Annotated in this window: 13 protein-coding genes and 1 tRNA gene; 4 read left to right on the top strand and 10 right to left on the bottom strand. The window is 70.1% G+C overall.

Features of this window, described 5'->3' with window-relative positions:
* The first annotated feature begins 114 nt into the window (after nt 1-114).
* The 3 genes from BLP38_RS01820 to BLP38_RS01810 are packed head-to-tail and all read left to right on the top strand — an operon-like array spanning nt 115 to nt 3,255.
* A complete protein-coding gene (locus BLP38_RS01820; RefSeq protein WP_091359428.1) occupies nt 115-1,131 on the top strand; it encodes a tripartite tricarboxylate transporter substrate binding protein in 1,017 nt (338 codons plus the stop codon).
* Nucleotides 1,128-1,724 carry a tripartite tricarboxylate transporter TctB family protein gene (locus BLP38_RS01815; RefSeq protein ID WP_091352075.1) on the top strand — a complete coding sequence of 199 codons (597 nt, stop codon included), beginning with the start codon at nt 1,128-1,130 and terminating at the stop codon, nt 1,722-1,724. Before BLP38_RS01820 ends, BLP38_RS01815 begins: the two co-directional genes overlap by 4 nt.
* A 1-nt stretch (nt 1,725) precedes the next feature.
* Entirely contained in the window at nt 1,726-3,255 is a 1,530-nt protein-coding gene (locus tag BLP38_RS01810; RefSeq protein ID WP_091352073.1) for a tripartite tricarboxylate transporter permease, read from the top strand.
* Between the two features lie 56 nt (nt 3,256-3,311).
* Here BLP38_RS01810 and BLP38_RS01805 read toward each other — a convergent pair whose 3' ends face one another.
* The 5 genes from BLP38_RS01805 to BLP38_RS01785 form a co-directional block, all read right to left on the bottom strand.
* Nucleotides 3,312-4,208 (bottom strand): SDR family oxidoreductase, encoded by an 897-nt coding sequence (locus tag BLP38_RS01805; protein WP_091359425.1) that lies wholly within the window; start codon nt 4,206-4,208, stop codon nt 3,312-3,314.
* 35 nt (nt 4,209-4,243) lie between these two features.
* On the bottom strand, nt 4,244-6,055 hold the full coding sequence (locus BLP38_RS01800; RefSeq protein WP_091352071.1) for a glycoside hydrolase family 15 protein: 1,812 nt from the start codon (nt 6,053-6,055) through the stop codon (nt 4,244-4,246).
* 79 nt (nt 6,056-6,134) lie between these two features.
* Nucleotides 6,135-7,322, bottom strand: coding sequence for a glycosyltransferase (locus tag BLP38_RS01795; protein ID WP_091352069.1), 1,188 nt, complete (start codon nt 7,320-7,322; stop codon nt 6,135-6,137).
* Nucleotides 7,323-7,384: 62 nt separating this feature from the next.
* Nucleotides 7,385-8,014 (bottom strand): DUF2510 domain-containing protein, encoded by a 630-nt coding sequence (locus BLP38_RS01790; RefSeq protein WP_091352066.1) that lies wholly within the window; start codon nt 8,012-8,014, stop codon nt 7,385-7,387.
* Nucleotides 8,011-8,607: an isochorismatase family protein gene (locus BLP38_RS01785; protein ID WP_091352064.1), complete on the bottom strand. Its 597-nt coding sequence runs from the start codon at nt 8,605-8,607 to the stop codon at nt 8,011-8,013. Before BLP38_RS01785 ends, BLP38_RS01790 begins: the two co-directional genes overlap by 4 nt.
* Nucleotides 8,608-8,668: 61 nt before the next feature.
* Here BLP38_RS01785 and BLP38_RS01780 point away from each other — a divergent pair, with 61 nt between their 5' ends.
* Nucleotides 8,669-9,058: a DUF3054 domain-containing protein gene (locus tag BLP38_RS01780; protein ID WP_091352062.1), complete on the top strand. Its 390-nt coding sequence runs from the start codon at nt 8,669-8,671 to the stop codon at nt 9,056-9,058.
* Here BLP38_RS01780 and BLP38_RS01775 read toward each other — a convergent pair whose 3' ends face one another.
* The 5 genes from BLP38_RS01775 to BLP38_RS01755 all read right to left on the bottom strand — a co-directional run bounded on the left by BLP38_RS01775 (nt 9,059) and on the right by BLP38_RS01755 (nt 14,539).
* On the bottom strand, nt 9,059-11,224 hold the full coding sequence (locus tag BLP38_RS01775) for an MMPL family transporter (RefSeq protein ID WP_091352060.1): 2,166 nt from the start codon (nt 11,222-11,224) through the stop codon (nt 9,059-9,061).
* 44 nt (nt 11,225-11,268) lie between these two features.
* Nucleotides 11,269-11,667: a hypothetical protein gene (locus BLP38_RS01770; protein ID WP_091352058.1), complete on the bottom strand. Its 399-nt coding sequence runs from the start codon at nt 11,665-11,667 to the stop codon at nt 11,269-11,271.
* A gap of 17 nt (nt 11,668-11,684) precedes the next feature.
* A tRNA-Thr gene (locus BLP38_RS01765) sits at nt 11,685-11,760 on the bottom strand.
* 68 nt (nt 11,761-11,828) lie between these two features.
* The gene (locus tag BLP38_RS01760; protein WP_091352056.1) at nt 11,829-13,388 is read right to left on the bottom strand and encodes an alpha/beta hydrolase; all 1,560 of its coding nucleotides are present in this window, start codon (nt 13,386-13,388) and stop codon (nt 11,829-11,831) included.
* Nucleotides 13,385-14,539 carry a DNA polymerase III subunit delta' gene (locus BLP38_RS01755; RefSeq protein WP_091352054.1) on the bottom strand — a complete coding sequence of 385 codons (1,155 nt, stop codon included), beginning with the start codon at nt 14,537-14,539 and terminating at the stop codon, nt 13,385-13,387. The genes BLP38_RS01760 and BLP38_RS01755 overlap by 4 nt, the downstream gene beginning before the upstream one ends.
* Between the last annotated feature and the right edge of the window lie 13 nt (nt 14,540-14,552).

Raw genomic sequence — 14,552 nt, 5'->3', positions numbered from 1 at the left:
ACGGTGCGTGAGCGTTTAAGAGAACAAAAGCCGAAGGATGCCGCTGCCGCACCGCGCGCTGTCATCCTATTTCGATCTCGCGGAGACGACGATGTCCGCGCGAATGGAGCAATGATGACCCAGACAGATACCCCTGCACCGCCGCCGAGCAGGCGCCGCACCGTGGTCGGCCGCGTGGTCGGCGGTGTCATCGCCGCCGCCGCGATCGGAACCGCGGCCGCCGGGTCGATCGCCTCGGCGAGCACCGGCAGCGACATCAACGCGTCGATGACGATCGTCGCCCCCGCCGCCGCCGGCGGAGGCTGGGACGGCGTCGCCCGTGAACTCCAGCAGGCGCAGAAGGCCAACGGTCTCGTGAACAACGTGCAGGTCGTGAACATGCCGGGTGCCGGCGGCACGATCGCCCTCGGCAACGTCTCGGTCCTCGAGGGCCAGGCGAACAACATGCTCGTGGGCGGCACGGGTCTCCTGGCCGCCACGATCCAGTTCAACTCCGCCGCGACCCTCGACGACGTCACCCCGCTCGCGGTGGTCGTCGAGGAGTACGACGTCATCGTCGTCCCGGCCGACTCCCCTTACGAGACGCTCGACGACCTCGTGCAGGGCTGGAAGGAGGACCCGAAGGCCCTCCCCTGGACCGGCGGCGGCTCGTTCGACCAGCTCGTCGTCACCGACCTCGCGCTCTCTGCCGGCATCGAGCCGGTGGACACCACCTACATCTCCTCCGACGGCGGCGGCGAGGCGATCCAGGCGCTCCTCAACGGCACCGCGAAGGCCGCCGCCGGCGGTTACCCCGACAACATCGACCAGATCGAGGCGGGACGTCTGCGCGCCCTCGCCCTCGTGGCGAAGGAGCCCGTCGACGGGATCGACATCCCGACCGCCGCCGAGCAGGGCTACGACGTCTCGCTGACGAACTGGCGCTCGCTCTCGGCGCCGTCCGGTCTCGAGGACAGCGAGCGCGAGGCACTCACGCAGCTCGTCCTCGACAGCGTCGCGACCCCCGAGTGGGCTGACGCGATGGACCGTTACTACTGGACCGAACGCATCATCACGGGCGACGAGCTCGACACGTTCCTGAAGGACGAGGAGACGCGCATCCGCGCCCTCTACGAGGAGATGGGCCTGTGACCTTCCCCGCCAACCCCACCTCGGCGTCCGCCGTCGTCGGCCAGCGCCTACGGCTGGTCTCCGGGCCCGGTGCCGCGGCCCTCCTCAAGGGCCTTACGATGCCGGTGATCCTCGTCGCCTTCGCCACCTACCTCGTCGTCGGCATCGTCACCATGCGCGTACCCGAGGGCACGGCGTTCCCCGGGCCGCAGTTCTTCCCCGGCATCATCGCGGCCGGCCTCTACATCTTCGCCGCCACCCTCGCCGTCGGCGCGATCCGCGAGATCCGCGCGACGCCCGACGCCCTCACCGCCGAGATCGAGGCGGCGCGCGCCGAGGCGGCGAGCGAGGAACCCGCAGCGAAGCCCGTCCGCGTCGACATCCGCTCGTTCGCATGGGTGGTCCTGTCGTTCCTCGCCTTCGCCTTCCTGCTCGAGTTCCTCGGCTGGATCATCGCGGCGGGCCTGCTGTTCTGGTGCGTCGCGCGCGCGTTCGGCTCGACGAAGTGGCTGCAGAGCCTCATCGTGGGGCTCACGCTGAGCTCGCTCGCCTACATCGGTTTCGACATGGCCCTCGGGATGCCCCTCCCGTCGGGCATCCTCGGAGGGTTCTGACATGGACGTCCTGACACTTCTCGGCGAAGGATTCGCCGGCGCCCTCACCCCCGCGAACCTGCTGTGGGTCCTGATCGGATGCCTCCTCGGCACCGCCGTCGGAGTCCTCCCCGGCCTCGGGTCGTCCATGGCGGTCGCTTTGCTGCTTCCGATCACCTTCTCGCTCGACCCGACCGCGGCGTTCATCATGTTCGCGGGCGTCTACTTCGGCGGCCTGTTCGGCGATTCGACGATGGGCATCCTCATGAACACGCCGGGGCAGGCATCCGCCATCGCCTCGACGTTCGAGGGGCACAAGATGGCGCTCAACGGCCGCGCCGCCCAGGCCCTCGCCACGGCCGCCATCGGCGCCTTCATCGGAGGAATGGTCGCCTCGATCGTCGTCGTGTTCGTCGCCCCGGCCCTCGCCGACTTCTCGAGTCGGTTCGGTCCGGCCGAGTTCTTCGCCCTCGCCGTCTTCGCCTTCGCGGCGACGTCGTCGGTCGTCGCCGACAGCGCGATCAAGGGTCTGACGTCGCTGTTCATCGGTCTCGGGATCGCCGTCATCGGCATCGACGGCGTCTCTGGCGCACCGCGGTTCACGCTCGACTCGCCGAACCTGTTCGACGGCATCTCGCTCGTGACGGTCACGGTCGCCATCCTCGCCCTCGGCGAGGTCATCTACGTCGCCTGCCTCGAGCGGCACATGACGGACAAGGCGCTCATCAAGCCCACGGGTCGCCCGTGGCTGAGCCGCCGAGAGCTGAAGGAGGCGGCGCCCGCCTGGCTGCGCGGCACCGCCATCGGCCTTCCGTTCGGCGTGGTCCCCGCGGGCGGGTCGGAGATCCCGACGTTCCTGGCCTACGGCCTAGAGAAGCGCCTCGACAAGCGGCGCAAGAACCCCATGTTCGGCAAGGGAGCCATCCGCGGTCTCGCCGCCCCCGAGGCGGCCGGCAACTCGACCACCGGCATGGCGATGGGCGCTCTCCTCGCCCTCGGCCTCCCGATCTCGGCGACCGCCGCGATCATGCTCGCCGCCTTCCGCCAGTACGGTCTGCAGCCCGGCCCCCTGCTGTTCGACCGCGCCCCCGACCTGGTCTGGGCGCTGCTGGCGAGCTTCTTCATCGCGATGGTCGTCCTCCTCATCCTGAACCTGCCGTTCGCGATGCTGTGGGCGAAACTCCTGCTGATCCCGCGCCCGTACCTGTACGCCGGCATCACGCTCTTCTGCGGGCTCGGAATCTATGCCACATCGGGGTCGACCTTCGACCTGGTGATGCTGCTGGCCATCGGACTGCTGGGCTTCCTGATGCGAGCGCTCGACTTCCCGCTCGCCCCGCTCATCATCGGGATGGTCCTCGGCCCGCTGGCCGAGACGAGCCTGCGGGATGCCGCGATGAGCACCAACGGCGACTTCACCGTCCTCGTGCACGGACCCATCACGATCACCCTGTACGCGTTGCTCGCGGCGGTGCTGGTGTTCTCGATCCGAAGCAAAGTCGTGGCACGGAAGCGCGCGAAGTCCGCAGACAAGGAGCTCGTGGGCGCCTGACCCGAACGCGACGAAGGCCCCGGTGCGTGTGCGCCGGGGCCTTCGCCATGCGATCGTCAGGGGGTCGGCATCCCGCCGTTGACGTTCAGCGTCTCGCCGAGGACGTAGCTCGACTCGGCGGAGGCGAGGAACACGTACGCGGGCGCGAGCTCGGCGGGCTGGCCCATGCGTCCGAGCGGGGTCTCCTCGCCGAACGACTCGATCTTCTCCTGGGGCTGACCGTCCGACACCTGTAGCGGTGTCCAGATGGGGCCCGGGGCGACCGCGTTGACCCGGATGCCCTTCGGCGCCAGCTGCTGCGCGAGCGCCTTCGTGAAGGCGTTGATCGTCGCCTTGGTCGAGGCGTAGTCGACGAGGGTCTCGGACGGCGAGTACGCCTGGATCGACGTCGTGTTGATGATCGTCGCGCCCGCGGGCAGGTGCGGCAGTGCCGCCTTGGTGATCCAGAACATCGCGTCGACGTTCGTCGTGAACGTGTCGTCGAACTGCTGGTCGTCGAGCGTCGTCAGATCCTTGTTGAAGATCTGCTTGCCGCCGTTGTTGACGACGATGTCGAGACCGCCGAGCGCCTCGACAGTCTTCGAGACGAGCTCGACGCAGTAGTCCTTCTGCCTCAGGTCGCCCGGGAAGGTGAGGACAGTCGCGCCGGCCTCGCGGAGGATGCCTGCGATGCGCTGCGCGTCCTCCTCCTCCTCCGGAAGATACGACAACGCGACGTCGGCGCCCTCGCGGGCGAAGGCGATCGCGGTCGCCGCTCCGATACCGGAGTCGCCGCCCGTGATGAGGGCCTTCCGACCCGTCAGCCGGCCGGAGCCACGGTAGGTGTCCTCGCCGAGATCGGCCTTCGGGGCGAGATCGGCGTCGAGGCCGGGCTCGCTCTGGTAGCCCTTCTGAGGCTGGATCTCCGAGTAGAGCTCCACCGGATTCGTGAACGTGTACTGGTCGCGTGCCATCGTGCTCTCCTTCTTCATTGGTGGTCTGGTGGTCGTCAACGACCGTCGGCGTCGTCGCCGACCAGGTCGCGGATCGTGAGTGCCGCGCGGATGAGGGCGAGGTGGCTGAGCGCCTGCGGCAGGTTGCCGAGGAATGCGCCGTCTTCGGGGTCGATCATTTCGGCGTACATGCCGACATCGTTCCCGGCGGCGACGAGCTCGTTCATCGCCGCGATGCCCTCGTCGTGTCGTCCGACGCACACGAGCGCGGCGGCACGCCAGAAGCTGCAGGCGACGAACGTGGCCTCCTCGTCGCGCATGCCGGTGTAGCGGAACAGGTGCGGCCCCTCGCCGAGCTCTCCCGTCAGCGCATCGATCGTGCGCGACATCCGCTCGCCGCGGTCGAACCCGCTCAGCGAGTGCAGCAGGACCGACGCGTCGAGGTCGCGGCTGCCCTGCGCCATGACGTACGCGCCGCGGGACTCCGACCAGCCGTGCTCGTCGACCCAGGTGCGGACGAGCGCCGCCTCGGCAGCCCATCGCTCGCTGCTGCCCGGGATCTGGCCGAGCTCGGCGAGAGCGACGGCGTCGTTGAGCGCCTGCCAGCACCCCATTTTCGACGAGGTGTAGTGCCGCTCCTCGGGGAGCTCCCACATGCCCGAATCGGGGTTCCGCCACGAATCGCACACCTTGTCGGCGTACATCGAGAGCATCCGCCCCGTCTCGACGTCGAGGGCGTTCCCGGCCTCGACGTACGCGCGGCAGATCGCGAACAGGTCGCCGTAGACGCCGAGCTGGACCTGCTCCCGGGCCGGATTGCCGGTCACGACCGGACCGACGCCGCGCCAGCCGGGGACGTCGTAGGTCGTGACGTGTCCGTCGAGTTCGCCGTCGAGGGTGTACATGACGTGCAGTTCCGGGCCGTGCCGGCGGATCGTCCGCAGCAGCCACGAGATCGCCGCGTGGGTCTCCTCCCGCAGGCCGAATCCGATGAGCGCGTCGACCGTGTAGGCGAGGTCGCGCACCCACGCGAGCCGGTAGTCCCAGTTCTTGCCGCCGGTCAGGTCCTCCGGCAGAGACGTGGTGGCCGCCGCGGCGATCGCACCCGTCGGGCTGTGGATCAGCATCTTGAGCATGAGCGCGCTGCGCTGAACGTCGTTCGCCCAGGGGCCGTCGTACGAGAACTCCCGGGACCACGCGCGCCACGCCTCGATCGTGCGATCGATGCCGCGATCGACGTTGTCGGGGTTGGGGAAGTGGATCGGCTCGTCGTGCGTCCCGACGACGATCAGCAGATGCCGGCTCCCCTGCGACGTCGTGAAGCCGCCTGCGAGCCCCGTCGCGATGCCGTCTGACGAGGCGGCGGGCTCCGGACCGTAGTCCCGCCCCGTGACGCCGATCGTCGTGAGTCCGGAGCGCAGGATGCTGCGCTCGTTCGCGCGGTCGTGCCAGGGCGCGGCGGTCTTCAGCGACGTCCCCGGCTGCACCCGCCACCGGAAGGCGACCTCGCCTTCGACGCCGTCCACCCGTCGCGCGAGCTCCGCCCACGGGAGCCGCCCCGCGACGCCCGTCACGAGCGCGTCGGTCACGGTCGCTTTGCCCGACGCCGTCATGAACGTCGTGACGAGGACGTTCGTGCGGGGCAGGTATCGCCGACGCACCTCGTACTCCTCCACCGGCTCGAGCTCGATGCAGCCGCCCGCGTCGTCGTCGAGCAGCCGCCCGAAGATCGGCAGGTCGTCGATGCCGGGGATCGGCATCCAGTCGATCTGGCCACGCAGTCCGATCAGCGCGATCGTTCGCCCGTCGCCGATCGGCGCATAGCTGCGGAGATCCTGACCGGGGCCGGTGTCGTCGAGGTGAGGCACACGTCAACTCTCGCCGGGGCTGCGAGTGATGGGATGCCGGTTGACACCCCGCCGTCGATGTGTGACGAGGTGGAGTGCCTCAGGCGGCCACGTCGGCGCGCTCTGCGAGTCCGTCGATCGCGCCTCGATAGGCATCGAGCATCCGCCCCGACCCGACCCGGTGACGCGCGGCCAACGCGGCGGCACGGTAGTCCGGCCGGCGCGCGATGACCTTCGCCCATGCGCCCGCGATGGCGTCGGCGTCGTGCGGGGTGACGAGTCCGATCCCCGACACGACCTGCGCCGCGTCGCCGACGGCGGTCGTCACCGGCGTCGCTCCGCATGCCGCGCCCTCGATGAGGCACAGCGGCGACGCCTCGCCGAACGCGCTCGTGAGCGCGACGATGTCGGCGCTGCGATAGACGCGCGGCATGTCGTCACGGATCCCGAGCCGGTGGATGCGATCGGCGGGTGCCCCCGCCTCGGTGATCGCGGCGGTCAGCGCCGTGTTGTCGGCCGTCATCCCGGCACCGCACATGACGTACTGCGCGCGGGCGTCCCGCCGCGCATGCGATGCGACGGCGCGGAGGAAGAGCCCGGGATCCTTCATCGCATCGAAACGGGCCGCGAAGACGACGACCGGAGCGGCCCCGGCGATGCCGAGCTGGGTGCGCAGCGGCATCCGCTCGTACGGCTTGGGGCGGTAGCGCGCGAGGTCGACCCCGTTCGGGATCACGAATCGGTCGACGGCGGGCGTGAGGAACCGCGCGTAGGCGTCGCTGGTCGATTCGGCGCACGAGATGGTCGACGTGAGACGACCGGATGCCGCCAGCTCCCCCAGCCAGCGAACCGCGGCGCCCGAGTGCGTCGGGTCCGACCGGTGCAGGCACGCGGCGATGGGCACGTCGGGCAGCAGGCCTCGCGCGTCGAGCGCGAGCAGGAGCCCGAGGGGCTGTTCCTTCAGGGTGAGGATCACATCGGCGCGGGCGACGGCGTCCGCGGCGATCTCGAGCTCCGCTGCCGTGAAGCTCTCCGGCGCGGGGGCGACCACTCCTGCTTCGCGTCCGAGGTCGGACACCTCGATGCCCGCCTCGCGCAGCCATCGGTACCGCGGATCGTCGGTCATCGGCTGCAGCGCGCCCTCACGGCGTGCCTGCGAGGCGATCGACAGCACGGAATGCTCGTGCGCCCCGTCGACGTGGAGTCCCGTGATGACGTTCGTGTGCAGCACGCGGGCACCGCCGGCGAATAGGCCTTCGTAGAGCGAGAGGATGCGGGGACGACTCATTCACCCATGGTCGGGCGGCGAGGCCCGAGGGCGATGAACCCCAGGTGACCATCGCGTGAAGATCAGCGCGCGGTCGTCACCGCGGTCCACGCCGCGTCGGAGAACACCGTCACCCACGCCGCGAAGACGACGAGACCGAGCAGGGTCGCGGCCAGCCAGCCCCAGAGCGGAGCGAGCCCCCGGCCCGTGCGCCGACGCACGACGACCGAGCGTCCGACGACGTAGACGCCCAGCGTGGCCACGAAGGCGAGCGCCGCCCAGCCCCACGCGAACGGCGCGTCGATCCCGCGCCGACGGAGCGCCCGGCGGTCGAGCCAGGCGAACAGGACGGCGATCGCGACGAGCACCAGATCCACGGCGACGAGGAGAACGAGCCCCGCCGCGATGCCGCCCGAGGGCGTGAGTCCGTCGATACGGGCGAGGGATGCCGCGTCGAAGAACACCCCCGAGTACAGCGGAAGGACGGACGCCAGGATCGCCAGCCAGATCCACACCGTGCCCGGGCGCAGCCGCGAGGCCGGCGCGGGCGCGTCTGCCTGCGGAGCCGGCGCGGGAGCCGAAGCCGGAGCCGGAGTCGCAGCCGCGTTCTGCGGCGCGACCGTGTCCGTGGCCCAGTCGGTACCGTCCCACCAGCGCAGCTGACCGGGCTCGCCCGGATCGGCGTACCACCCGGCGGGTGCCTGACGGGTCACGGGGTTCCGTCGTGATCGTCAGCCGACACGGCGAGCTCAGCTCCGGCGTGGGCGAGCTCGGCGAGAGCGGATTCACTCGGCGCGGGTGCGACACCGGCGATCAGGTCGGTGAGGATGCGGACGCGACGCCCGTGCGCGATGGCGTCGAGAGCCGACGCGCGCACGCAGTGATCCGTGGCGATGCCGGTGACGTCGACTTCGACGACCCCGTGCGCCGTGAGGATGTCGGCGACCGTCTCACCGGCATCCGTCACGCCTTCGAACAGGGAGTACGCGGGGATCCCCTGCCCCTTCTTCACGTGATGGGTGACAGAGCTCGTGTCGAGGCCCGGGTCGTAGTCGGCCCCAGAGGTACCGGCGACGCAGTGCACCGGCCAGGAGTCGACGAAGTCCGGCGTGGCCGAGAAGTGGCCGCCGTTGTCGCCCTCGCCGTCGTGCCAGTCGCGCGAGGCGACGATCACGTCGTAGTCGGCGGCGTGGGCGTGCAGGTGCGCGGTGACCGCCGCGGCGACCGCGTCACCTCCGTCGACGCCCAGGGCGCCACCCTCCGTGAAATCGTTCTGCACATCGACGATGAACAGCGCTCGAGTCATGAGTCGAGAGTACGACGGGTGGGCCGCTGGTGCGCGCAGCCGGCGCGACTACCCTGACGGAATGGCCTCCCCCGACCGCTCCGCTCCCCCCACCGGCCAGATCCTCGCGGCGTTCGGCATCGACGTCGTCCTCGTGGTGATCTTCGCGGCGATCGGACGGGCGAGTCACGACGAAGCGCCGATGGCGGGGCTCGCGACGACGGCCGGCCCCTTCGTGGCCGCGCTCGTCCTCGGCTGGCTGCTCTCGCTCGCGTGGCGGGCGCCGCGGGCGGTCGTCCGTACCGGCATCCCCGTCTGGATCGTCACGGTCGCGGGCGGGATGATCCTCCGCGCCGTGACCGGTCAGGGCGTGCAGGTCGCCTTCGTCATCGTCGCGGCGTCCGTCCTGCTCCTGATGCTCGTGGGGTGGCGCGTCGTTGCGGCGCTCGTCGCACGGCGGCGCTCCCGCTGATCAGTCGTCGACGCGCGAGAGCTTCGACGGCCACCAGATCTTCTTGCCGATGTCGTAGGCGAGCGCGGGCACGAGGAGCGACCGCACGATGAATGTGTCGAGCAGGACGCCGAACGCGACGATGAAGGCGAGCTGCACCAGGAACAGGATCTGGATGACCCCGAGCGCCGCGAACGTGGCCGCGAGCACGAGACCCGCCGAGGTGATCACCCCGCCCGTCGCGACGAGGCCGCGGAGGATGCCGCGCCGCGTGCCGTGATGGATCGACTCCTCCCGCACACGCGACATGAGGAAGATGTTGTAGTCGATGCCGAGCGCGACGAGGAACACGAAACCGTAGAGCGGTACCGCGGGGTCGCCGCCGGGGAAGCCGAACACCTCGTTGAAGACGAGGGCGCTGACGCCGAGCGCCGCCGCGAACGACACGATCACACTGACGATCAACAGCACCGGAGCGAGGATCGACCTGAGCAGCAGCATCAGGATCAGCAGGACGACCACGAGGATCACCGGGATGATGACCGTCCGGTCGCGGATGGACGTGTCGTTGGTGTCGAGGTCCACCGCGGTCGTGCCACCCACGACGGCGTCGAGCGTCGTGCCTGAGACCGCCGCGCGCAGGTCGCGGACCGTGTCCTCGGCGGCGAGGGAATCGGCGGCGTCGGACAGGGTCGCGACGAGCATGACGTCACCGCCGTCGACCGTCGGCGCCGGTGCGGGAGTGCCGGGAGGGCCCTGCGCGGTGAGGACCAGCGCGCCGCCCTCGACGGCGGCGTCCGCCTGACCGGCCGGTGCGTCGGCCGAGACGATGGCCACCGAATCGATACCCGCCTGGTCCGCGACCAGGTCCACGGCGTCGGGCGCCTCGCCCTCCGGGACGATCACGTACAGCGGGCTTCCGGACCCGGCGGGGAAGTGCTCGGCGAGCACGGCCTGCCCGTCGCGCGCCTGCGACGCACCGAGGACGAGCTCGCTCGCGGGAACGCCGTCGGCCTTCAACTGCGTGACAGCGACGGATGCCGCCAGCAGCACCACCGTCGAGAGGATCCAGACGATCCGCGCGCGGCGCGCGACGAAACGCGCGAGCTTCGCCCACATGCCGCGTGTCGGCTGCGTCAGGTCGGCGGGGAGCTCGGTCATGCCGGTCGTGGGGATGAACGGCCAGAACGCCGCCCGCCCGACGAGGGCGAGGAGGGCCGGGAGGAAGGTGAGCGCCGACAGCATCGCGAACGCGATGCCGATCGAGGCGATGGGGCCGAGCGCGCGATTGCTCGCCAGGTCACTGAGCAGCAGGCACAGCAGACCTGCGATGACGGTTCCGCCCGATGCGAGGATCGGTTCGACCGCGCCCTTCCAGGCGGTGGTCGCGGCATCCCATCTCTTCCGCCCCGCTCCGATCGCCTCGCGGAACCGGGCGACGTACAAGAGGGCGTAGTCGGTGGCGGCACCGATCACGAGGATGAAGAGAATGCCCTGCACCTGCCCGTTGAGGACGAGGATCTCCGCCTTGGCGAGCCACCAGACGCTCAGAAGCGCGACGCACAGGGCGAACACCGAGGTCAACAGGACGAGGATCGGCAGGAGCGGCGACCGGTAGACGATCACGAGGATGACGAACACGGCGCCGAGCGCGACGAGCAGCAGGAGACCGTCGATGCCGGTGAACCCGGTCGCGAGGTCCGCCGTGAAGCCTGCGGGACCGGTCACCCATGCGCTCAGCCCGTCGGGTGCGTCGGCGGCGACGAGGTCGCGGATCTCGCCGACGACGTCGGTCACCTCCCCCGAGGCGTCAATCGAGACCACGACCTGGGCCGCTTCGCCGTCCTCCGACGGGATCGCGGGAGACACCTCCTGCACGCCTTCCAGCTCGCCGAGCTGGTCGGCGACGGCCTGCACGCCCTCCAGCTGCGTCCGGGCGAGGGCGCCATCGGCATCGAAGACCACGAGGGCGGGAATCGCGTCACCGCCGAGGAAGTCGCCGAGTCGCTCCTGCACCTGCGTCGACTCCGCACTCTGCGGCAGGAAGCTCGACTGGTCGTTCGTCGAGACCTCGTCGACCTTGCCGAAATACGGTCCACCGATGGACCCGCCGGCCAGCCAGATGACGACGAGGACGAGCGGGAGCGCGATGCGCAACCAGCGGGAGGGCGTCGATGCAGGAGACATATACCTAGATTAGCTAGATATACGCTTTTTCAGCAATACGGCCGTCAGGACGGTGCGACGCGGACGAAGTACGCGACGAGCGAGAGTGCCGATGCGAGAAGCCCGAGGGCCGCTCCGCCGACCGCCAATCCGGTGAGAAGCCGCAGGACCGGCGGTCGGCGGGTGAATCTCATCCGGTCGTGCCAGCCGTGCCGGTACCAGATGTTCGCGGCGGGCTCGTCGGCGAGGCGGTCGCGATCCTCGTCGGCGAGAGGAGCCGAATTGACCTCGCCCTCGCTGTCGATCCAGCGCAGCGTGCGCCCGTCATCGTCGAGGTACGCCTCGGCGGGGAGCCAGCTACCGTCGGATGCCCACACGACGACGGCGACGACACCGAAGCCCGCCGCCGCGCCGAATCCGACCCACGTGAAGATCTCGAGAATCGCATCGAGGGCCTGTGTCACCCGTGTGTCCTCTGTTCTGGAGCCACCTAAGGGAATCGAACCCTTGACCTATTCATTACGAGTGAATCGCTCTGCCGTCTGAGCTAAGGTGGCGCGCTTCGCTCGCGCGTTGCACGATCATCGATCCTACAGGGTCCGGAGCCATGCTGCGAACGCCGGCCTCACGGTGCCTCGCATCGGAGGTCTCCGTCCGGCACCCTGTCGTCCTCGAAGTACGCCACGACGGCGTCGTCGATGCACGCGTTCCCCTTGTTGAAGCCCGTGTGCCCCTCCCCCACACGAGTGAGCAGGATGCCGGAGCTCAGCTGCTTCGCGAGAGCGGCAGACCACTCGTACGGGGTTGCGGGGTCGTTGGTCGTGCCGATGACGAGGATCGGGGCGGCACCCTCCGCGTGGATCTCGTTGCGAGAGCCGGTCGGCGGGTACGGCCACGCGTCGCAGAGGCTCGCGTCGGAGGCCCAGTACGGCGCGAAGGTCGGCGCCTTCGCCGCCACCTCGGCGTTCGCGTCGTCCACGACATCGGCCGGGTCGGCGGGGTAGTCCATGCAGTTGTACGCCGAGAATGCCTCGGTCGAGTTGTCGAGGTACTGCCCGTCGTACCGGTTGTAGTACCGGTCGACGAGCTCGAACATCTCGTCCGCGTCGCCTTCGAGGACCCCCGTGATGGCCGACGACAGCGATGACCAGTTGCCCTCGCTGTAGAGCGCCGAGACGATGCCGGTGACGAGGGAATCGGCTCCCAGCTTCCGTCCATCGCTCGCCGTCAGCGGGCTGGCGTCGACCGCGGCGAGTGCGTCACCCATCTGCTGCCGGGCGTTCGCCTCTGTCCCGCTGAAGGGGCAGTCCGACCCCGTGAGACAGCTGGCGAGGTAGGCGTCGAACGCCGATTGGAATCCGGCTGCCTGGCGGGCGCCGACGATCGCGCTCGGGATCGACGGGTCGAGCCCGCCGTCGAGGACGACCCGGCCGACGTTCTTCGGGAACAGGTCCGCGTAGGTCGCGCCGAGGAAAGAACCATAGGAGTACCCGAGGTAGGAGAGCTTCTCGTCGCCGAGGACGCCGCGCAGGAGATCGAGGTCGCGCGCGGCGTTCTCCGTCGTGACGTAGGGCAGCAGACCGTCACTGTTGGAGTCGCACGCACGAGCGAAGGACTCCGCCGACGACTGCTGCTCCGCCGTCCGCTCGGGCGTCCCTCGGGGCGCCGACGGGATGGCGAACAGGTACCGGTCCATCGCCGCGGCATCCAGGCATCGGACCGCCGTCGAGCGCCCGACGCCGCGCGGGTCGAAGCCCACGACGTCGTAACTGTCGAGCAACTCGTCCCCCACGGCGAAGCTCGCCGCCTGCTGCACCAGATCGACGCCGCTCGCGCCCGGGCCACCGGGATTCACGAAGAGCGACCCCTTGGCCGTGCCGCTCGACGCGAGGTGGACGATCACGGAGAGCTCGATGTCTCCCCCACCGGCATCCGACCAGTCCTTCGGGGCGGTGATCTGAGCGCACTGGTAATCGCCGTCGCCGACCCCGCGGCAGCTCTCCCAGTCGACCTTCTGGCCGTAGTACGTCTCGAAGCCGGCCGGGGCGCCCTGGGTCACCGGCGTGCGATGCGGGGCCGGCCGGTCGTCGGACGACCGCTTCGGTGTGCAGCCGGCGACCAGGGCGACGGCTACGCCGACGGCGAGGACCGCAGCAGCGGCGCGATGCCACACTCCGCGGGTCACGGGGTGCGTCCCGTCGCGACGGTGATGAGCATGCTCTCGAGCGCGAGGGCGGGTGCCGCGTTGCCCTGCAGGTTGGTGCGCGTGAGCGCGATCGCGTCGAGCACCGTCAGGGTGTGCTGCGGAGTCCACGCCGTCGCCAGGGATTCGATCTCGGCCGTCAGCTCGCGGTTGATGAGCTCGGTGTCGCGCCCGAACTGGCGCATGAGCGTGTCGCGGTACAACGACTCGAGGTCGGTCAGCACCCGGTCGATCCCGTCGCGGAGGCTGCGCGTCGCGCGGCGCTTCTGCTCGTCCTCCAGGGCACTGACCTGGCTTCGCACGGCGGGGGGCACGGCGCTTCCCGGCGGGACGCCGAGGGTCCGCAGCAGCGCGTCGCGCTCGCTCTCATCGCGTTCGGCTGTCAGCGCCTTGGCATCCTCGGTCGCGGACTGCACGATCGTGGCCGCGATCTCGACCGCGTCGCCGACGCCGCGGACCCCGAGGACACCTCGAAGGGTCCGTTCGCGGCGTTGTCGCGACGCGGCATCCGTCGCCAGTCGCTGCGCCATGCCGATGTGGCGCTGAGCGAGCCGCGCCGACTGCTCCGCCACCCCCTCGTCGACCCCGGTCCGCTGCACGATGAGTCGCGCGACATCGGCGACGTCGGGCTCCCGCAGCCGGAGGACCCGCACGCGGGAGCGGATCGTGGGCAGGAGGTCCGCGTCGCTGGGCGCGCACAGGATCCACACGGTCTGCTCGGGCGGCTCCTCGAGCGCCTTCAGCAGGACGTTGCTCGTGCGCTCGACCATGCGGTCGGCGTCCTCCATGACCATCACCCGGTAGCGGCCGAGCGACGGCGAGAAATAGGACCGCTCGACGAGCGAGCGCGCGTCCTTGATCGAGATGATGACGCCTTCGGTACGCAGAGCCGCGAGATCGGGGTGCGTGCGGGCCATGACCTGGCGCATCGCGTTCTCGTCGCCGGGCTCGGCGATGAGCGCCGCCGCGAAGGCGTAGGCGAGGGTCGAGCGTCCCGATCCGGGCGGGCCGGTGATGAGCCACGCGTGGGCGAGCTGCGAGGGGTCGGATGCCGCGGCCCGCAACTGAGCGACGGCCTCGTCCTGGCCCCAGACCTCGCCCCACGGGAGCGCGTCGACGGTGGTGGCGGTCATGCGGTTCAGCCTA

The organism is Microbacterium sp. LKL04 (genome assembly GCF_900102005.1).
GTDB lineage: Bacteria > Actinomycetota > Actinomycetes > Actinomycetales > Microbacteriaceae > Microbacterium.
The sequence above is the reverse complement of the archived record's forward strand: the minus strand, read 5'-3'. Positions and strand labels throughout refer to the sequence as shown.